Annotated in this window: 16 protein-coding genes and 1 pseudogene; 9 read left to right on the forward strand and 8 right to left on the reverse strand. The window is 74.5% G+C overall.

Annotated features, from left to right (window positions below; all coding sequences use genetic code 11):
- Positions 1-3 precede the first annotated feature (3 nt).
- Positions 4-2,792: pseudogene (locus ACQP26_RS22960) on the reverse strand (LuxR C-terminal-related transcriptional regulator).
- Positions 2,793-2,944: 152 nt separating this feature from the next.
- On the opposite strand from ACQP26_RS22960, the gene ACQP26_RS22965 reads away from it, so the two are divergent.
- The 5 genes from ACQP26_RS22965 to serS all read left to right on the forward strand — a co-directional run bounded on the left by ACQP26_RS22965 (position 2,945) and on the right by serS (position 8,583).
- Positions 2,945-3,388 carry a hypothetical protein gene (locus tag ACQP26_RS22965; protein ID WP_433493964.1) on the forward strand — a complete coding sequence of 148 codons (444 nt, stop codon included), beginning with the start codon at positions 2,945-2,947 and terminating at the stop codon, positions 3,386-3,388.
- Entirely contained in the window at positions 3,385-4,521 is a 1,137-nt protein-coding gene (locus ACQP26_RS22970) for an alcohol dehydrogenase catalytic domain-containing protein (RefSeq protein ID WP_433493965.1), read from the forward strand. The genes ACQP26_RS22965 and ACQP26_RS22970 overlap by 4 nt, the downstream gene beginning before the upstream one ends.
- Before the next feature lie 31 nt (positions 4,522-4,552).
- Positions 4,553-5,728, forward strand: coding sequence for a saccharopine dehydrogenase family protein (locus ACQP26_RS22975; protein ID WP_433493966.1), 1,176 nt, complete (start codon positions 4,553-4,555; stop codon positions 5,726-5,728).
- A 31-nt stretch (positions 5,729-5,759) separates the two neighbouring features.
- A complete protein-coding gene (locus ACQP26_RS22980; protein WP_433493967.1) occupies positions 5,760-6,872 on the forward strand; it encodes a MerR family transcriptional regulator in 1,113 nt (370 codons plus the stop codon).
- Positions 6,873-7,299: 427 nt separating this feature from the next.
- Positions 7,300-8,583 carry a serine--tRNA ligase gene (gene serS / locus ACQP26_RS22985; protein WP_120568601.1) on the forward strand — a complete coding sequence of 428 codons (1,284 nt, stop codon included), beginning with the start codon at positions 7,300-7,302 and terminating at the stop codon, positions 8,581-8,583.
- Here serS and ACQP26_RS22990 read toward each other — a convergent pair.
- Genes ACQP26_RS22990 through ACQP26_RS23005 form a run of 4 tightly spaced genes read right to left on the reverse strand, consistent with a single transcriptional unit; the run spans position 8,570 to position 13,208 of the window.
- On the reverse strand, positions 8,570-9,538 hold the full coding sequence (locus ACQP26_RS22990; RefSeq protein ID WP_433493968.1) for a cytochrome c biogenesis CcdA family protein: 969 nt from the start codon (positions 9,536-9,538) through the stop codon (positions 8,570-8,572). The genes serS and ACQP26_RS22990 overlap by 14 nt on opposite strands.
- On the reverse strand, positions 9,535-10,116 hold the full coding sequence (locus tag ACQP26_RS22995) for a TlpA family protein disulfide reductase (protein WP_433493969.1): 582 nt from the start codon (positions 10,114-10,116) through the stop codon (positions 9,535-9,537). Before ACQP26_RS22995 ends, ACQP26_RS22990 begins: the two co-directional genes overlap by 4 nt.
- A gap of 15 nt (positions 10,117-10,131) precedes the next feature.
- Positions 10,132-11,598, reverse strand: coding sequence for an NADH-quinone oxidoreductase subunit NuoF family protein (locus tag ACQP26_RS23000; protein ID WP_269704683.1), 1,467 nt, complete (start codon positions 11,596-11,598; stop codon positions 10,132-10,134).
- Positions 11,595-13,208 carry a ferric reductase-like transmembrane domain-containing protein gene (locus ACQP26_RS23005; protein WP_433493970.1) on the reverse strand — a complete coding sequence of 538 codons (1,614 nt, stop codon included), beginning with the start codon at positions 13,206-13,208 and terminating at the stop codon, positions 11,595-11,597. The genes ACQP26_RS23000 and ACQP26_RS23005 overlap by 4 nt, the downstream gene beginning before the upstream one ends.
- Positions 13,209-13,499: 291 nt before the next feature.
- Here ACQP26_RS23005 and ACQP26_RS23010 point away from each other — a divergent pair, with 291 nt between their 5' ends.
- Positions 13,500-14,945: an alpha-amylase family glycosyl hydrolase gene (locus tag ACQP26_RS23010; RefSeq protein WP_433493971.1), complete on the forward strand. Its 1,446-nt coding sequence runs from the start codon at positions 13,500-13,502 to the stop codon at positions 14,943-14,945.
- 98 nt (positions 14,946-15,043) lie between these two features.
- Entirely contained in the window at positions 15,044-15,934 is an 891-nt protein-coding gene (locus ACQP26_RS23015) for a L,D-transpeptidase (protein WP_433493972.1), read from the forward strand.
- A gap of 40 nt (positions 15,935-15,974) precedes the next feature.
- Here the strand turns inward: ACQP26_RS23015 and ACQP26_RS23020 are convergent, their stop codons facing one another.
- Positions 15,975-16,718 carry an SDR family NAD(P)-dependent oxidoreductase gene (locus ACQP26_RS23020; protein ID WP_433493973.1) on the reverse strand — a complete coding sequence of 248 codons (744 nt, stop codon included), beginning with the start codon at positions 16,716-16,718 and terminating at the stop codon, positions 15,975-15,977.
- A 137-nt stretch (positions 16,719-16,855) separates the two neighbouring features.
- Between ACQP26_RS23020 and ACQP26_RS23025 the strand changes: the two genes are divergently transcribed.
- Positions 16,856-17,707, forward strand: a complete 852-nt coding sequence (locus ACQP26_RS23025; RefSeq protein WP_433493974.1) for an alpha/beta hydrolase — start codon at positions 16,856-16,858, stop codon at positions 17,705-17,707.
- Positions 17,708-17,714: 7 nt separating this feature from the next.
- On the opposite strand, the gene ACQP26_RS23030 is transcribed toward ACQP26_RS23025, so the two are convergent.
- On the reverse strand, positions 17,715-18,125 hold the full coding sequence (locus tag ACQP26_RS23030; RefSeq protein ID WP_357388554.1) for a PIN domain-containing protein: 411 nt from the start codon (positions 18,123-18,125) through the stop codon (positions 17,715-17,717).
- On the reverse strand, positions 18,122-18,406 hold the full coding sequence (locus ACQP26_RS23035) for a hypothetical protein (protein WP_433493975.1): 285 nt from the start codon (positions 18,404-18,406) through the stop codon (positions 18,122-18,124). The genes ACQP26_RS23030 and ACQP26_RS23035 overlap by 4 nt, the downstream gene beginning before the upstream one ends.
- A gap of 97 nt (positions 18,407-18,503) precedes the next feature.
- Here ACQP26_RS23035 and ACQP26_RS23040 point away from each other — a divergent pair, with 97 nt between their 5' ends.
- On the forward strand, positions 18,504-19,643 hold the full coding sequence (locus tag ACQP26_RS23040) for a site-2 protease family protein (protein ID WP_433493976.1): 1,140 nt from the start codon (positions 18,504-18,506) through the stop codon (positions 19,641-19,643).
- The last annotated feature ends 1 nt before the right edge of the window (position 19,644 follow it).

A 19,644-nucleotide genomic window follows, 5' to 3' on the forward strand; every position in this document is an offset into this window, starting at 1 on the left:
CGGTCAGATCAATCGCAGCTCGCGCGCCCGCCGGACGGCGTCCCGTCGGCGGGTCGCGTCGAGCTTGCGGTAGATGTTGCGCACGTGCGTCTTCACCGTGTTGACCGACAGCGACAGCTCGGCCGCGATCTCCACGTTGGACAGGATGCTCTGCAGGTAGCGCAGGATGGTCAGCTCCCGCTCGGTGAGCGGCTCGTCGAGCACCCGGGCCGGACCGTCGCCGGCCGTGGCCACCGGTTGCGCGTCCACGCCCCGGACCAGCTCGCTCACCGTGGCCCAGTACGCGGTGCCGGAGTCCAGGCGCGCGGCGAGCAGGTCCCGTACCCCCGGGTCGGCCCGGGTGAAGACGCGCCGGAAGCCGTCCGGTTCGGCGAGCGCCAGCACCTCCTCCAGCAGCCGGCCGGCCCGCCGGGCGTCACCGGAGGCATCGGCGAGTGCCGCGTCGAGCAGCCCGGCGCCCAACCGCACCGGCAGCGGCCAGTCCGCCGCGCCGGGCGCGGTCCAGTCGGGCAGCGTCCGCCCGGCCGCGTGGGCGTCACCGGCGCGCAGCCGCAGTCGCGCGGCGGCCAGCGCCGGTGCCGGCCCGTCGCCGGCCGCGTCGAGCAGCGCCCGCGCGCCGTCGACGTCACCGACGACGGCGCGTAGGTGCGCCTCCTCGGCGGTGAGCCACTCGCCCAAATCCGGCCCGGGCGCGACGGTCCGCGCCTCGGCGAGCGTGCGCAGCGCGCCGCCCGGGTCGCCGCCGTCGGCCAGCAGCCCGGCCCGGCAGAGCGCGGTGAGCGCCGCGCCACCCGGTTCCGCGCCGGCCGGCCCGGCGAGCGCCAGGTGGGCCGTGGCCTCCGCCGGCCGGTCCCGCTGCCAGTCCACGAACGCCAGCGCCAGGTACGCGTAGCCGCAGTCGGACCGGGACGACCAGCCCTGGCACGGCGGCATCGCCAGCGCCTCCCGGGCCAGCTCCTCGGCGGCCCGCAACGCGCCCCGGGCCGCCTCCAGCAGCGCCGAGCGGCTGACGCAGAGCAGTTCGGTACGCGGCCGCCCGGCCCGCCGCGCCGCCTCCCGCGCGGCGCCGAACCGGTCCCGGGCAGTGGACAGCTCCCCTCGGCCAGCGCGGCCAGCCCGTGCGCGGCACCGGCCACCGCGCGCACGTCGTCCCGCTCGGCCGTCCCGGCACGCGGCTCGCCGCCATCACCGGCGACGGCACTGCCGGCCTCCGGGCCGCTCGGGGACTCGCCCGCCGCGATGGTGGCCAGCAGGCGGTCGGCGGCCCGGCGTACCTCCTCGTGGTCGCCGTCGAGCCGGGCCAGGCTCAGCTCCACGGCGGCGGCCAGCCGGCCGAACCGGTCGCGACGCGGCGCGGGCAGGTCGCCGGCGTCGGCCAGCGCCCGCCGCAGCTGCACGTCGGCGGCGGCCCGATCCCCGGCGTACGCCCGCTCGGCGGCCGCGGCCAGCGCCAGCTCCGGATCCCGGCGGACCGCTTCGGCGGGCGGCTCGGGTGGGGCCGGTACGGCGGCCGGTTCGTCCGGCGCCAGCTCGGGCCAGCGGGTCACGAGCAGTTCGGTGGCGTCGGCCCACTCACCGGCGAGGAGCGCGTGCCGCAGCGCGTCGGCGGGACGGTCGTGGGCGGCGTACCACCCGGCCGCCCGCCGGTGCAGCTCGCGCACCTCGTCGACGGGCAGCCGGTCCAGCTCGTCCCGGAGCACGTCGGCCAGCAGCGGGTGCGGCCGGTACCACTGCGGGCTGCCGCCGTCCCGGTGGAGAAAACCGCCCTCCCGGGCCGCCTCGGCGAGCAGGTGCCCGGCGTCGGGCCGCCCGGTCAGCGCGGCGGCCAGATCGGCATGGACCGCGACGGCCACCGCCACCCGGCGCAGGACGTCGCGGGTCGCCGGTTCCAGCGGGGCGAGCACCTCGTCCCGCAGGTACGCGGCGACGTCCGGCTGGTCACCGGCGAACCGTTCCACCGCGCGCGCCGGGTCGGCGCCGTCGCCGAGCGCCAGCGCGGCGAAACGCAGCCCGGCCGGCCAGCCGGTGGTGCGCTCGGCCAGCCGGGCCACGGCCGGGACGGGTACCGACACGCCGTGTGCGACGAGCAGGTCGGCCACCTCGTCGGCGGTGAACGCCAGGTCGTCGGCGCCGATCACGGTCAGCTCGCCGGCCAGCCGCCAGCGGTGCAGCGCCAGCGGTGGTTCGCTGCGCGCGCCCGCCACCAGCCGTAGCCGGCCGTCGGTGTGCCGGAGCAGGAACTCCAGCCCGGTCAGAGCGGCCGGGTCGGAGACCCGGTGCAAATCGTCCAGGACCAGCAGGACGTGCCGTTCCCGGGCGGCGAGCGCGGCGGCGAGCGTCTCGAGCTGCTCGGGCCGGGGCGGCCCGTCCGGCACCGGCGGCGGCCCGTCGTCCGGGTCGCCGGCGGCAGCGGTACGCAGGGCCGCCGCGAGATAGCCCCAGAGCCGCCGGACGGTCTCGCCCTCGGCCACCGTCACCCAGGACGCTGCGGGCCCGTCCCGCTCCCCCTGCGCCCAGGTCGACAGCAGCGTCGTCTTGCCCCAGCCGGCCGGCGCGCAGACGAGCGTCACCGGCCCGGACGCGCCCTGTTCCAGCCGGTCCAGCAGCCGGGGACGCAGCAGGACCGGCTCGGGTGGCGCGGGCGGCGTCAACCGGGACGCCAGCAGCGGCGGGCCACCGGACGGCGCACCACCGGCGACATCGGGTGAGTCGAGGCCGAGCAGATCGGGCGTACCGGTGATGTCGCTGGTGCCGCTGCGTGCGGTGACGACCTGGTCTGCCTCCTCCGGCATGCGTCCCTCCCCCCGTCGGTGCGGGCAGCGGTTACCCGCACCGCGCCGGTTCACCCCTTCCGGGCGAACCCCGCTCACCCGGGCGCCGCGCACCCTGTAGTCACGCGGGGCAGGCCGGGACGGGCCGGCGCCCGGGGACGGCGGGAGGTCAGGTGGTGCGGAGCAGACGGCTCGCGGCCGGCGCGCTGGCGCTGGCCGGCGCGCGGGTGCTCGCTCCGGCGGGCGCGCGGATGCTGGCGCGCCACCGGGCACGGCGCACGGCCACCGATCCGCGGCCGGGCCGGTGGCAGGTGGTGACGGTGGCCGCGGCGCCCGAGCAGGTGCTCCCGGCCGGACGGTGGCCCGAGCCGCTGCGCCGCCTCGACGGCGCGGTCGAGGTGTGGGCCCGTCCGGCGCCCGGCGGGCGCGGCACCGAACTGGCGGCCCGCCCGCTGGGCGGGGAGTGCACGCTGCCGGGGTTCGCCGCGCACCTGGTCGGCGACGACCCGGGCCGGTTCCTGCGCCACGTGCTGCGGCAGACCAAGCAGCTCCTGGAGACCGGCGAGGTGCTGGCGGCCGACCCGTCGCCGCTGGACCGGCCGGGGGCCGTGCCGTGAGGGCGCTGTGCTGGGCCGGCGCCGGTCTCGTGGAGGTGCGCCGCGTCCCGGACCCGGAGCTGCGCAACGCCCAGGACATGATCGTCCGGGTCCGGCGTAGCACGACCTGCGGCGCGGACCTGCCGCTCCTGGGCGGGCGGGTACCCGAGGCGTCCGCCGGGGAGGTGCTCGGACGCGAGTTCCTCGGCGACGTGGTCGAGGTCGGCCCGGACGTACGCCGGCATCGGGTCGCCGACCGGGTGGTGGTGGGCGCGGCGGTGGCCTGCGGGGCGTGCTGGTTCTGCCGGCAAGGGCTGCCGGCCTGCTGCGACAACGGCACGAGCGGCGTGACTGCCGAGCCGGAGTGGGGGCAGCCGACCGCCGGCGGTTACGGCCGCCCGGCCCGGCTGGGTGGGTTCGCCGGTGGTCACGCCGAGTACGTGCGGGTTCCGTACGCCGACGTGGGCGCCTTCGCCGTGCCGGAGTCGGTGAGCGACGACCGGGCGGTGTTCGCCGCCGACCCCGCGCCGGCCGGCTGGTACGGCGCCGAGCTGGGCGAGGTCGCCCCCGGCGACGTGGTGGCGGTGTGGGGTGCGGGCGCTGTCGGTCAGCTCACCGCCGACGCGGCGGTGGCCCGGGGCGCGGACCGGGTGGTGGTGGTCGACGACCGGGACGACCGGCTGCGGATGGTCACCGGGCACGACGGTGTGGAGGCGCTCAACCACAGGTACGTGGACGTGCTCGCCGAGTTGCGCGAACGCAGCGGCGGCCGGGGCCCGGACGTGTGCGTCGACGCCTCCGGGGTGCCGGCCGCGCCGGGCCGGTGGCCGGTGGCCGAACCGGACGCCGGGTCGGCGCTGCGCGAGGCGGTGCACGCCTGCCGCAAGGGCGGCGTGGTGGTGGTGCTCGACGCCCGGCCCGGCTTCGTGGACCGGTTCCCGCTCGGCGCGCTCGCGGACAAGGGACTCGCCGTCCGCGCCGCGCGGCGCCGGGGCGGGGACGCGATCCCGGCGCTGCTCGAGCGGATGGCCCGCGACGAGCTGGTCACCGAGCATCTGGCCACCCATCGGATGCCGCTGGAGCGCGGCGCCGAGGGGTACGCGTTGTTCCGGGATCGGGCCGACGGCTGCGTCCGGGTGGTCTTCACGCCGTGAAGGTGAGCGCCGTCGGTGGCACACTCGGCGGATGCGCGCAGACCGTCCGTACGACCTCGTCCTGTTCGGCGCCACCGGCTTCACCGGCGGGCTGACCGCCGAATACCTGGCCCGGCACGCGCCGGACCGGCTGCGCTGGGCACTCGCCGGCCGCAACCCGGGCAAGCTCGCAGCGGTGCGGGACCGGCTGGCCGCGATCGACCCGGCCCTGGCCGAGCTTCCGCTGCTCACCGCCGACGTGACCGACACGGCGTCGCTGCGCGCGGTGGCGGAGAGCGCCCGGGTGGTGGCCACGACAGTCGGCCCGTACGTGCACCACGGCGAGCCGCTGGTGGCCGCCTGCGCCGCCGCCGGCACCGACTATCTCGACATCACCGGCGAGCCGGAGTTCGTGGACCGGATGTACGTGCGGCACCACGCCGAGGCGGTACGCACCGGGGCGCGGCTGGTGCACGCCTGCGGCTTCGACTCGATCCCGCACGACCTGGGCGTCTGGTACACGGTCAAGCAACTGCCGGCCGACGGGCCGATCGCCGTGGACGGCTACGTGCGGGCCGGTGGCCGCTTCTCCGCCGGGACGTACCATTCGGCGCTCACCGCGTTCTCCCGTACCGGTGAGATGAGCCGCGCGGCGCGGGCCCGCCGGGCGATGGAGCCCGGCCCCGACGGACGCCGGGTCCGCGCGGTGCCGGGTAAGGTCGGCCGGGTACGCGAGTTCGGCCAGTGGGCGGTGCCGCTGCCCACCATCGACCCGCAGGTGGTCCGCCGGTCCGCGGCGGCCCGCCCGGAGTACGGCCCGGACTTCCGCTACCGGCACTTCGCGGCGATGAAGCGGCTGCCCACGGTGCTGGTCGCGGGCGTCGGGCTGGCCGGTGTGGTGGGGCTGGTGAAGGTGGCGCCGACGCGGCGCTGGCTGCTCGGGCGGCTCGCCTCCGGGCAGGGGCCGACCGCCGAGCAGCGGGCCAAGTCGTGGTTCCGGGTGCGGTTCGTGGGCACCGGCGGTGGCCGGCGGGTAGTGACCGAGGTGGCCGGCGGCGACCCGGGTTACGACGAGACGGCCAAGATGCTCGCCGAGTCGGCGCTCTGCCTGGCCTTCGACGAGCTGCCGGAGACCGCCGGTCAGGTCACGCCGGTCGCGGCGATGGGTGACGCGCTGCTGGACCGGCTGGTACGCGCCGGCATCACGTTCCGCACGCTGCCGGAGTGAGGTTGACCCTCGACCCGCTTGAGGTCACAGGATGACGGCCGTGGAGAGCGAGCTTCGCAGCATCGGCGAGCTGGCCCGGGCCAGCGGGCTGACGGTCAGCGCCCTGCGGTTCTACGACCGTTCCGGCGTACTGGCCCCGGCCCGGGTGGACCCGGTGACCGGCTACCGCTGGTACACCGAGGAGCAGGTGGGCCCGGCCCGCCTGGTGGCCGGGCTGCGCCGGGTGGGGATGCCGCTGGCCGGCATCGCCGAGGCGCTTCGGCACCGGCACCGGCCGGCCGAGGTGCACCGGCTGCTGGACGCGCATCTGCGCCGCCTCGAGGACGGCCTGGCCGACGCGCGTCGCGAACTCTCCCGGATCCGTAGCCTGATCGACCCGGAGGAGACCATCGTGACCACCCGCCTCGTCCTGTCCCGCACCGACCTCGCCGCCGCCGTGGACGCCGTACGCTTCGCCGTCGGCGCCGACCCCGGCCTGCCGGTCCTGTCCGGTGTGCTCGTGGAGGTCGAGCCGGACGGTGTCCGGCTGGTCGCCACCGACCGGCACCGGCTCGCCGTGGCCCGGGTCGCCGGCACCGTCGACGGCCCGCCGGTGAGCGCGCTGCTGCCGGTCGCCGCTGTCGACGAGCTGCGGGCGCTGCTGGATGCCGACGGTGCGGGTGACGCCGAGGTCGTCGTCGCCGCCGGCCGGGTGACTGTCACGGTGGCGGGCCGGCCGCTCACCGCGGTGCCGCTGCCGTACGACTTCCCTGACTACCGGCGGCTGCTGCGGGCGCAGCTCGGCGACGTACCCGCGTACCGGATCCCGTTCGACGGCGCGGCGCTGCGGGCGGCGCTCACCGCCGACGGCGTCGCGGTCTGCCACCGCACGCACGAGGGTGTCGCGCACGAGGTGGTGGCGCTCGGCCTGGACGGCCGGGGCGAGCTGCGCCTGGTCGACCCGAACGCCGTGGTCGACGCCGTGGTTGGCGCGGGCGGCACGGGTGCGCTTCGGGTGGCGGTGAACCGGGAGTACCTGCTGGACGCGCTGGGGTCCGGTGACGGCCAGCTCGTGCTGGAGCTGGACGGCCCGATCGCCCCGCTGGCCGTGCGGCGGCCCGACGACGCGCACGCGTTCTCGGTCCTGATGCCGGTACGCCTCTGACCTTTTCGCGGGCCGGTCCCGGCCACGCCGCCACCACGGACTTTCGTCACCGTACGTGACACCACCGCCCTCCCCGGTGCGTCACCCCTCGCGGACTTTGCTCTGCAGCCATCCGCGCACCGCTGACGCTCCGTCGAACGCCGCGTGGGTGGCTGCAGAGCAAAGTCGCCGGAGGGACATGTCGGCCGGGAAACGGTCTCGCGAGATTGACCAGGTCAGCGAGTTGACGAACCACAGTGGGGCGGTGCGGGCACCGGACGACCATCACGGAACGTGAGCGCGACTGACCGACGACACCACCACCACGCACCGTCACCAGAAAGGGCATCCCGGCGGCGGGCTACGCGGGCCGGGCCGGAGCGGCGGGGGCGCGACGGTAGCATCTGTGGGTCCCACCTGACTGCCTGGACGGAGGCGTACGAGCAGCATGCTCGACATGGAGTTGATCCGGAAGGATCGCGAGGCGGTGGCGACCGCGCTGGCGAAGCGTCTGGATCCCGCCGAGGTCACCCGGGCGCTGGACGACATCCAGCGGCTCGACCAGGAACGGCGCGCCCTGATCACGGAGATCGATGCCGAGCGGCAGCGCCGCAAGGCCGAGGCGCGCGCGTACGCGGAGGCGAAACGGTCCGGCGGCACGCCGCAGCCGGTCGCCCCGGAGGCCGAGCGCAAGCAGCTCGCGGAGCTGGAGTCCCAGCTCGACGAGGTGCAGTCCCGGCTCCGCTCGGCGATGAGCGAGCTGCCGAACCTGCCCGCCGACGACGTGGTCGCCGGAGGCAAGGAGGCCAACCGGGTGGTGCGCACGTTCGGCGAGGCGCCGGCCATCGAGAAGGTACGCGACCACGTGGAGCTGAGCCGCGCGCTCGGCCTGGTCGACCACGAGCGGGGCGTGAAGCTCGGCGGCTCGGGCTTCTGGATGTACACCGGTCTGGGCGCCCGGCTGGAGTGGGCGCTGGTGAACTGGCTGATCGAGCAGAACATCCAGGCCGGGTACGAGTTCCTGCTCCCGCCGCACCTGCTGCTGGAGAGCGCCGGTTTCGCCGCCGGGCAGTTCCCGAAGTTCCACGACGACGTCTACCACATTGACAAGCAGTCGTCCTCGCGCGGCCAGTTCCTGCTGCCGACGGCGGAGACGGCGATCCTCGGCGCGTACCAGGACGAGATCCTGGAGACGCCGAAGCTGCCGTTGAAGGCGTTTGCGTACACGCCGTGCTACCGGCGGGAGGCGGCCGGTTCGCACTCCGACGAGCGCGGCACCGTACGCGGCCACCAGTTCAACAAGGTGGAGATCTTCCAGTTCACGCTGCCGGAGCAGGCGGGCGAGGCGCTGGAGGCGATGGTCGGGCACGTCGAGGGCCTGGTCGGCAAGCTCGGTCTGCACTTCCAGACCAGCCTGCTCGCCGCCGGTGACGCGAGCGCGTCGATGAAGAAGACGCTCGACGTCGAGGTGTGGATGCCGAGCACCGGCAAGTACAAGGAGGTGTCGTCGGTCTCCTGGGCCGGCGACTACCAGGCCCGCCGGGCAGCCATCCGCTACCGCGAGCCGGGCGCGAAGCAGACCCGCTTCGTGCACACGCTCAACGGTTCCGCGCTGGCCACCAGCCGCCTGTTCCCGGCCATCCTGGAGCAGCACCAGCAGCCCGACGGCTCGGTGGTGGTCCCCGAGGTCCTCCGCGACAAGCTCGGCACCGATCGCCTCACCCCGCGCTGACCCGCTCCCCCGCCGCCGCTCCCACCGTCCCCGCCTCTCCCCCGCGATCTTGCACTTCCGGCCCGCGAGAAGTCCGCTTCACCCCTTCCGCCCGGGCACCAACTGCAAGATCGCGGGAGCGAGGGCGGGGGCGGGAGCGGGGGCGGGTGAGGAGGGCCAGGAGCAGCAGCGCCAGGAGCGCCGCGAGGACGGCGGGGCCTGCGGTGTCGACGGCGCCGACCAGGCTCTGCTGGGCTCGGGCGGCGGTGCGGATGACCGGGTCGGTGAAGGCGTCGTAGCGGCCCTGGGCGAGGCGTACCTCGTACCAGCCGTACCAGGCGACGTACCCGCCCGCGACCAGCAGCACCAGGCCGCTCAGCCGGGGCACCCACGCGCCCGCGCCGCGCAGCCGCGCCACGACCCGGCCGCGCAGCAGCGCCACGGCGAGCGCGGCCACGCCGACCACGAGCGCCATCCCCAGCGCGTACGCCCCGAACAGCGCCAGCCCGCGCACTGGTGAGCCGGCTCGCAGGCTGGTCACCACGATCGCCAGGAACGGCGCGATCGCGCAGGTCAGTGACGTGAGCGCGTACGCCGCACCGAACAGCACCATGGACGGCCAGGTACGGGTGAGCCGGGGCGCGACGCGCAACGGGCGCGGCGCGGGCAGCCGCCGGCCGGCGAGCAGCCAGCATCCGGCCAGCGCCAGCAGCACGCCGAGCGTCACGGTGAGCCACGGCAGCCGGGGCCGCAGCCAGTCCGCCGCCGGTGCCAGGGCCAGCCCGAACGCGCCGAACACCAGCACGTACCCGAGGGTGAGCCCGGCCGTCGCGGTGAGCGCGCGGCCGACCGTGCCGTGCCCGCCGTCGGGGCCGGCCACCAGCAACGACAGGTACGCGGGCAGCATCGCGAAGCCGCACGGGTTGACCGCGCCGAGCATGCCCGCGGTCAGGGCGAGCAGCAGCGCGCCGGTCATCCCCGGGCCAGCGTCTCGACCTGCCGGGTCAGTGCCTCGCCGTCCAGGAATCCCTGGTGGACGACCCGGCCGGTGCGGTCCAGGACGACGAACGTGCTCTGCTCGACCACCTTGAACCGGCGCCACAGCGCGCCCGCCCGGTCGTCGATCTGCGTCGTGCCGCCCAGGTCGAACTCGGTGACGAACGACGTCATGGCCTTCTGCTCACCGAGCCCGGCGACGCCGACGATCGGGACGGTGTCGCGGTAGGTGGGGGCGATCTCGGCCACCGTCCACGCCTGGCTGGCGCAGGTGGCGCACCAGGGCGCCCAGAACCAGAGCACGACCGGCCGCCCGGCCAGGGTGGCGGCGTCGAACGCCGTACCGTCGAGGGTCTTGCCGGTGAACGACAGCGCGGCCGGCACCGGGGCCGGTGGCGCGGACGACGGCCCGGCGGCCGACCCGGACGGGGACGCGGCGGCCGGGGACGCCGGGGCGACCGCTTCGGTCCGGGCACCGGGCCCGGGTCCGGCGGCGCAGCCGGTCGCGGCGGCGAGCACGACGCCCAGGACGGCGGCGGCGGTCACGGCGGTACGCATCGGCGGCTCCTGGTTCTACTCGGCCCGAACGAGGCGGAGCGCGAGTTCGGGACAGACCTTTACCGCCTTGAGCGCGCCCTCGCGCAGCCACGTCGGCACCGGGGTGGGCGGGAACGCCGGGTAGCCGTTGCCGTCGAGGCGGATGAAGTCCGGCACGACGTGCGCGCAGAGCCCGTGCCCGTCGCAGCGGGACCAGTCCAGGGTGAGCTTCTGCGGGTTGGCGTCCGGTGCGCCGGGCAGGCCCATCATGCCCTTGACCCGCTTGCCGCAGCCCTCGCCGGTGGCGTGCAGCCGCAGGTCGTCGGCGAACACCTCCATGGCGGACAGCGCGAACCGGGCGGTGCCGTCCGGGTGGCTGCACGCGCCGCGTCCCTTGACGTCGCCGGCCGCGGCGCGGACCAGTTCGACCGGTGCGCTGCCGGAGACCGCGAGGTCGACCGAGCGGGCCAGGTCGGGCAGGCCCATCTTGCACGGGCCGCACTGCCCGGCGGACTCGCCCGCGAGGTACCGCACCACCTGGGCGGCCTCGCCGAGCGGGCAGGTGTCGGCGCCGAGCGGCACGATGATGCCGGCGCCGAGCGTGCCGCCCACGGCGGTGAGCCCCTTGCGGGACACCTCGGCCCGCTCGGCGGCCGCCGCGGTGATCCATTTGCCGTGGTAGCCGCCCATCAGGATGCCCGGGCCGGGCGGCACCTCGCACAGGTCGAGGATCTCGCGCAGCGGGGTGCCGGCGGCGCACTCCACCACGGCGGGGCGCTTCGCCGACCCGGTGACGGTGAGCAGCACGGTGCCCGGCTCGTCGTCGGTGCCGAGGGCGGCGTACTCGTACGGGCCGATCCGGGCGGCGACGGCGAGCTGGGCGTACGTCTCGGCGTTCGACAGCAGCGTGGGCAGCCCGCCGACACCGGAGTCGCTGGAGCGCTTCTTCGTGCCGGGCGGGATGTGCGGCAGGCCGTTGATGCCGTTGACGAGCGCGCCGCCCTCGCCGGAGATGAACCGGTGCGGCACCGTGACGATGGTGGTCGGCACCGGCATCCGACGTTCCTGCAACGCCTCGGTCAGCGAGGGCCGGCCCACGTCGTCGTCGGCCACCCCGATCACGATCTCCTCGGCGTCGAGCGCGAACGCGGCCAGCGCGGCGCCGTCCAGGATGAGGTGCGGGGCGCGGGTGAGCAGCACCTTGTCCTTCCAGCTCGCCGGCTCCCCCTCGGTGGCGTTGACGACGACCACGGCGGAGAGGTCCTGCCGCTCGCAGGACTCCAGCACCGCGCGCAGCTTGCGGGCGAACGGGAAGCCCGCGCCGCCCTTGCCCTTGAGGTCGATGGCTTCGGCGAGCCGCAGCAGCGCGGCCGGCTCCATCGGGCCGATCGGGCCGTGCACCTCCTCGTGGGCCAGCAGGTCGAGCCGGCCGAACTCGGCGAAGCCGGCGGTCAGCCGGGGCTCGCCGACACAGGCGACCGGTGGGATCGTCGCGCGCGTCACCGGGCCTCACCCCGCAGCCCGGCCCAGTACGCACCGTCGACCGCGTCCGCGTCGGCCCGCTTGCGGCGGCCGGACCGGCTCTCCTTGCCCGCGCGCATCGCGCGACGGGAGGCGAGGTCGACGAGCGTCGGGGTGTCGTCCACGAACGCCTCGTCGGCGGCGTAGCGGGCCGGCGGACGCCAGTAGTCCGGCTCCTCCGGCACGTCCTCCTCGTCCCGGTAGCGGCGGCCGGATCCGCTGAGCGGCTCGGCCGAGAGCGGGGTGCCGGAGATCGGGCCGGCCGAGATCGGCTCACCGGAGACCGGGCGGGTCTCCCAGCGGCGCGGGCTGTCCCACGGCTCCTCCGCCTCGTCGGCCGCGCGCGGCGGCGCGGAGTAGCGGGCCACCTCGGCCGCGGTGGCGTAGCGGCCGCTGTCCGGGGGTGCGGAGTGACGGCCACCGGTGTCCGGCGGCGCCGAGTGCCGGCCGCCGCTCTCGGGCGGGGCGGAGTACCGGGCGACCAGGTCCTCGTCGTCCCGGGAGCGCCGGGCCACCCGCTCCTCGGTCCGGGACCGGCGGGTCACGCGCTCCTCGTCGTCGCGGCGACGGCGGCGGGCGGGCGCCTCCTGGGTGCGGGCGCGCCGGGTGGGTGCCTCCGGCTCGGCCTCGCGCCGCCGGGCGGCTGCGGCGCGGACCGGCTCGCGCAGCGACCCGGGTTCCGGCACCACGGGTACGGCGAACCGCTCCGGGTCGCGCCGCCGGGCGGTGCCTGCCGGTGCGGTCCAGGTGGCGCTCGCCTCGGCCCAGCGGCCCCGGCCGGCGCCGCTGTCCTCCTTGTCAGCGGCCTTCTTCCGGGTGAGCGCGGCGAACACGCCGGTACGCTCCTCGGCCTTGCCGGCCATCGCCTTGTTGAGCGCGACCGCCTGGTGCTGCTCGCGGCTGCGCTTGCCGAGGTGGACCGAGACGCGCACCAGCAGCGCCATCACCACGAGCACCACGCAGGCGACGTAGCTCAGCACCACCCAGGCGGCCGCCGGACGGCCGGCGTTGAGGCCGTGCACCAGCGCGAACGGCCAGGACACGTACGCCATCGAGTGCAGCGCGCGCCAGAACCACTTCGGGCCGACCCCGGCGAACCGGACCCGGATGATGCCGGTCCAGAGCACGCCCACCATCAGCAGCGCGGCGACGGTGCCCAGTCCGACGTAGAGGCCGCTGCCGCTGAGGAACGGCACCACCGCGTCGGTCGGCCCGGCCCGGCCGATCGCGACCTTGGTGATGACGTGGAAGACCAGCCCGGCCACGCCGAGCACGCCGGTGGCGCGGTGCGCCGACTGGAGCAGCACGCGGTGCCGGATGAGCAGCACCAGGCGGTCGGTGGCGAGCAGGCCCAGCATCACTGTGATGCTGAGCGAGACCAGGGCGACCACCCCGGCGAAGAACTCGGTGAAGAAGAATCCGTACGAGTACATGACGCCGCCGGCGCCGGCCAGCTCCACACCCGCCCACGCGAGGCCGAGCGCGGAGGCGGTCAGCGCCACCATCGCGGACTTCGACATCGTCCGGGCACCACGGCTGGTGGTGGTGGTCCGGACGGTCGTCGCCTTCTCGTTCTGCTGTGCCCGGGCCATCTGCTCCTCGATCGTCTCGCGGCGGCGCCCCCACCGGCCGACCCTGCTCCCACCTCAGGTACGGAGGGACGGCGCGGACGGATCACCTCCGGTGGCGAATTTCTCGGCCGGATTCTCGAACCGTCCGGAGCGGACGCGCGTGTAGCGCCTGACGCAATGACGGATGCCCATACGTTGACAGACTTTGCAACAGGCTCGTAACCTTGCCGCAAAATTTCAGTCTGGTTGCAAGAAGCCGGCACTGATACAGGCTCCACTCCCCCGCATCCCCCGCACCCCGCAGGAGTCCTGATGCATCGACGCCGATGCCGCGCCGCCGCGCTCGCCCTGGGCCTGGCCGCGAGCCTGCTCGTCCCCCTCACCGCGGCGGCACCCCCGGCCGCCGCCGCCACCCCCGGTACCAAGAAGGTCATCGTCCAGCTCTTCGAGTGGAACTGGACCTCGGTGGCCGCCGAGTGCACCAGCACGCTGGGCCCGAAGGGCTACGGCTACGTGCAGGTGTCCCCGCCGCAGGAGCACGTCAACAGCAGTCCGTGGTGGGTGTCGTACCAGCCGGTCAGCTATCGGATCGAGTCCCGCAAGGGCACCCGCGCGCAGTTCCAGTCCATGGTGAACACCTGTCACGCCGCGGGCGTCAAGGTGATCGTCGACGCGGTGGTCAACCACATGTCCGGCCAGGAGAACGGCGGCACCGGCTGGGCCGGCTCGTCGTACGGCCACTACAACTACCCGGGCACCTACTCCTCGGCGGACTTCCACTACTGCGGCCGCAACGGCAACAACGACATCGCCAACTACAACGACCGGTACGAGGTGCAGAACTGCGAGCTGGTCAACCTCGCCGACCTCAAGACCGAGTCGGAGTACGTGCGCGGCCGGCTGGCCGCGTACCTCAACGACCTGCTCTCACTCGGCGTCGACGGCTTCCGCCTGGACGGCAGCAAGCACATGCCGGCCGCCGACATCGCCGCGATCAAGGCCAAGCTGAACCGCAGCGCGTACCTGGTGCAGGAGGTCATCTACGGCGCCGGTGAGCCGATCCAGCCGACCGAGTACACCGGCAACGGTGACGTGCACGAGTTCCGGTACGGCAAGGACCTGGCCCGGATGTTCAACAACGAGCGGCTGGCGTACCTGAAGACCTTCGGCGAGTCCTGGGGCTACCTGTCGAGCGCGAAGGCGGTGGTCTTCACCGACAACCACGACACGCAGCGCGACGGCGGCGTGCTCACCTACCGCGACCGGGGCACGTACGCGCTCGCCAACGCGTTCATGCTCGCCTGGCCGTACGGCACGCCGGCGGTGATGTCGAGCTTCACGTACAGCGGCCGGGACCAGGGTCCGCCCGCGGACGGCAGCAACCGGATCACCAACGTGACCTGTTACTCGGGCTGGGAGTGCGAGCACCGCTGGCCGGTCATCGCCAACATGGTCGGCTTCCGCAACGCCACCGAGGGCGCCGGGGTCTCCAACTGGTACGACAACGGCTACCAGCACATCGCGTTCAGCCGTACCGGCAAGGGCTACCTGACGATCAACGACGAGGGCAGCGCGGTGAACGGCCGGTCCTACTATACCGGGCTGCCGGCGGGCCGCTACTGCGACGTCGTCCACGGCACGTTCAGCAACGGCTCGTGCAGCGGTCCGGTGATCACGGTGGACTCGTCCGGCTGGTTCGCCGCGAACGTTCCCGCGCACGACGCGATCGCCATCCACATCGGCGCGAAGCTGAGCTGATCCAACCGGCGCGAAGCTGAGCTGAGCCACCCGGGCCGCGAAGCCCTCGTACCCGTAGTACCGGGTACGAGGGCTTCCGGTCGGTTACAGTCGTTTTCGTGCTGTTCGACCGGTTCGCCATGCGCCGGCCTCCCGGCTGGCTGATCGCCGCGCTCGCCGTACCGCTGCTGCTCGTCACCGCGCTGCTGGTCGGCCGCGCGCTCACCGTCACGCCCGTGCGCCAGGCGGCGCCACCCGCCGCCGCTCCCCCTGCTACGACCGCCGCGCCGAGTCCGTCGCCGCAGGAGTCGGTGCCGCCCGCCGCGCCGGCACCGGACGACCTGCCCGTGGTCACCTACGACCCGGCACCGCGTGGCTTCCCGCCCGACCCGGACCCGGCCGACACGCGCCCGCTGAGCGAAGGGCTGCGCCCGAACCGGAACGTGGCCGCGTACGACGCGCCGGGCGGCCGCCCGCTGGCGTTCCTCGCGCCGACCATCAGCGGCGTACGGCTCACCGTGCCGATCGTCGACCGTCGCTCCGGCTGGACGGCGGTGCTGCTGCCGTCTGCCAACCGCACCATCGCCTGGCTGCCGTCCGGCGGCTGGACCACAGTGGTGCTGCGCGACCAGATCGTGGTGGAACGGCGCACCCACCGCCTCACCTGGAGCCGGGACGGGCGCGCGATGCGCACCTGGCCGGTCAGCCTCGGCATGTCCGGGCAGCTCACCCCGCTGGGCCGCACGTTCGTGCTGGGCCGCACCCCACCCCCGCAGGCCGTCTACGGCGGTGTCGACATCTTCGCCCTCGGCGCGATCCCCGACGACCCGGACGCGGTGCCGACCGGGCTGCGCGGCGCCCACATCGGACTGCACAGCTGGTACAACGACGACACGCTCGGCAAGAACGTCACGAACGGCTGCATCCGGCTGACCCGCAGCGCCCAGCGCCAGCTGCTGACCGAGGTCGAGCCGGGCACCGCCTTCGTGGTGGTCGACCGCCTGCCCTGACCGGGCTCAGCCCAGCAGCCAGCCGTCGGACCCGATCCGCTCAGGCCGTCGCGCCGCCGTCGACCGCGATCGACGCGCCGGTGATGTGCCGTCCGCCGGGGCCCACCAGGTGACTGACAGTCGCCGCCACGTCGTCCGGGGTCGCGTACCGGCCGAGGGCGATGTGCGACCGCTGCCCGTCCGCGCCCGCGCTGTCCGCCGGGTTCATGTCGGTGTCGGTCGAGCCGGGCAGGATCAGGTTGACGGTGATCCCACGCGGACCGAGTTCGCGGGCGAGCGCCCGGGTCAGCCCGTTCACGGCGCTCTTGGTCATCGCGTACGCGCTCACCCCGGGAGCCGGGACACGGCTGGCGAAGCTGCTGCCGATGTTGACGATCCGCCCACCCGCGCCCATGTGGCGTACCGCCGCCTGGGTGGCGAGGTAGACCCCGCGCACGTTCACCGCGATCGCCCGGTCCAGGGCGTCCAGGCTGACCGACTCGATCGGCCCACCCGCGAACACCCCGGCGTTGTTGACCAGGATGTCCAACCGCCCCAACTCGGCGACGGTCCGCTCCACGGCACCCACCACTGCCGTCGCGTCGGTGCTGTCCGCATTGATCGCCAGGCCGGTCCGGCCGTACGCCTCGATCTGGGCCACGACGGACTTTGCGCTGTCCTCCGCGGTGCGGTAGGTGAACGCGACGTGGATGCCGTCCTCGGCCAGCCGGCGCGCGACGGCGGCGCCGATCCCCCGGCTCCCACCCGTCACCAGGGCGACCCTGTCGGCAAGTCTGACGGTCATGTCGTCATCCTGACAGTCGACTCAGGACAGCGATCATCCGGGTCACCGTCCGTTTCCTGTCCGTTCGATCAGACAGGGTTGCCGGCGCCCAGTCCGGGTACGCGCGGGCCGTCCAGCGGCGAAACGGGGAGGCGGACATGAGCGCACCGACGGGACGGGTCGACACGATAGTGCTCATCCACGGGCTCTGGATGACCTCGCGGAGCTGGGAGCACTGGGCGCAGCGGTACGCCGCGCGCGGTTTCCAGGTGCTCACGCCCGCCTGGCCCGGCATGGACCGCGAGGTGGAGGACCTGCGGGCCGACCCGACGCCGATCGCCGCGCAGCGCATCGCCGACATCGCCGACCACTACGAGGCGATCGTCCGGGACCTGCCGCGCCCGCCGATCATCATGGGCCACTCGTTCGGCGGCCTGATCGCCCAGCTGCTGGCGGACCGCCGCCTCGGCGCCGCGGTGGTCGCCGTGCACCCCGCACCGGTACGGGGCGTGCTCAAGCTGCCGCCCGCCACGCTGCGTTCCGGGTACTCGATCCTGCACAACCCGGCCAACCGGCACCGCGCGGTGCCGTTCACCCCGGAGGACTTCCGGTACGCCTTCGGCAACACCATCAGCCAGGAGCAGTCCGACGCCGCCTGGGAGCGGTACGCCGTACCGGGCGCCGGGCACGTGCTGTTCGAGGCGGCGTTCGCCAACCTGGATCCGAACTCGGCCACCGAGATCGACAAGAAGCGCAGCGACCGCGCTCCGCTGCTCATCACCGCGGGCGGCGAGGACCACGTGGTGCCCGCGTCGCTTGCCAGCTCGATCGCCAACCTCTACCGGAGTTCGACGGCGCTCACCGGCTACCGGGAGTTCCCCGGCCGGTCGCACTTCGTCGGCGGCGAACCGGGCTGGGAGGAGGAGGCGGACTACGCGCTGGAGTGGGCGGTGGAGGCGGCGAACGAGTTCTCCCCGACGGTGGTCGCCGAGGCCCCTCGACGGCGCTGACCCCGGCCTACTCCCACGAGTCGGAGATGTCGAGAACCTCGAGGTCGGGCGGGGCCGCAGCCGCCACCGTCTCGGCGTCCCGCGTCACCAGGTAGCAGCGGTAGAGCACGGCGGTGGCGACCGCGTGGGCCACGTCGAGCGGCACCTTGCGGCTCGCCGCGATCCGGGCCACCCGACGGCTGGTCGGGCCGTCGTAGACCGCGATCCGGATGTCCCGATCGGTGTCGAGGAGCAGGTCGAGCAGATCGGCGGCCGGAGTGCCCGCGACCTGAAGCTGCGCCTGCCCCAGGCAGAGCGCCGGGATCCACACCTCCTGCTCGGGATCCTCCTGCGCGAGTGTCAGCAGCGCACCCGGCTCGACACTGTCCCCAGCGGCGTACGCGAGCAGCGCGGACGTGTCAAGGACGAGCCCGTTCACGCGGCGGCCGCCCCCTCGCCGTCCCCAAACTGGCGCAGCCACTCCATGTTCCGGTCGTGCTGCTCGTCGGTGATCGGCGGCTGTTGTGCCAGCCTCCGGCGGGCCCGCTCGACGTCCTCGTCGGTCACCACGTAGCCGTGCTCGGCCCAACGGGCCCGCAGGCCGTCCGCCCGCATCTTCCGCCGGAGCACATCGGCGATGAATCCGGACGTCGTGCCCTGCGACCGCTCGACATACTCGGCCACGTCGTCGGGCAGGCTGATCGTGATGCGCCGCGTCATACTCTCACCATAGCTCGTGCATACTCCGTTTCCGGTACGACATACGGGCGTCGTCCGGCCCTGGTGTGCGGGTGGGTCCGCCGGGTATGACGGAAACATGAGGGCGAGTTTCCGTCTGGGCCGGATCGCGGGCGTACCGGTCGGCGTCAACTGGAGTGTCCTGGTCATCTTCGTGCTGATCGCGTGGGCGCTGTCGGCGAGCCTGTTCCCCGCCTCGTACCCCGGTCACTCGCCCGTCGCCTACGTCGCGGCCGGCCTGGCCGCCGCCGTGGTCTTCTTCCTCGGCCTGCTCGCCCACGAGGTCGCGCACGCGGTGGTCGCCAAACGCAACGGCATCGAGGTCGAGGGCATCACGCTCTGGCTGTTCGGCGGTGTCGCCGAGCTGAAGGGCGAGGCGAAGGACCCGGGCGCCGAACTGCGGATCGCCGGGGTCGGGCCGCTGGTCAGCCTGATCATCGGCGTGGTGTTCGCGGCGATCGCGGTGGCCGTCGCCACCGCGGGCGGGCACGGGCTGCTGCTCGGCGCGCTGGCCTGGCTCGCGGGCATCAACGTGCTGCTGGCGATCTTCAACGTGCTGCCGGCCGCCCCGCTGGACGGCGGGCGGCTGCTGCGCGCGGCGGTCTGGAAGTTCACCGGCGACCGGACCAAGGCGTCGGTGGTGGCGGCCCGCGCGGGCTGGGTGCTCGGCGTGGTGCTGATCGGGCTGGGGCTGTGGCGGTTCTTCACCGGCGCCGGGTTCGGCGGGCTCTGGCTGGCGCTGATCGGCTGGTTCCTGCTCGGCGCCGCCGGCCAGGAGGAACGCGCCGCCCGGATGGGCGACGCGCTGCGCGGCGTCCGGGTCGGCGACGTGATGACGCCCCAGCCGCAGACCGCGTCCGGCGACCTCACCGTGGCCGACTTCGTCGACCACTACCTCTTCGCGTACCGGCACTCGGCGCTCCCACTGACCGTCGACGGCAGGCCGGTCGGTCTGGTCACGCTCGATCGGGTACGCGGCATCGCGGCGGACCGCCGCGCGGCAACCACGCTGGCTGAGGTGTCCTGCCGGGCCGACGAACTGGTGCTCGCCCGCCCCGAGGAGCAGCTCACCGACCTGCTCCCACGGCTCAACGAGTGCACCGACGGCCGGGCGCTCGTGGTGGTCGGCGACCAGCTGGTCGGCATCGTCTCGCCCAGCGACATCAGTAGGGCGGTGCAGCGCGGCAGCCTGCGCCAGCAGGTGCCGGCCGGACGGTAAA

It is taken from the genome of Micromonospora sp. CA-248089 (assembly GCF_050948515.1).
GTDB lineage: Bacteria > Actinomycetota > Actinomycetes > Mycobacteriales > Micromonosporaceae > Micromonospora.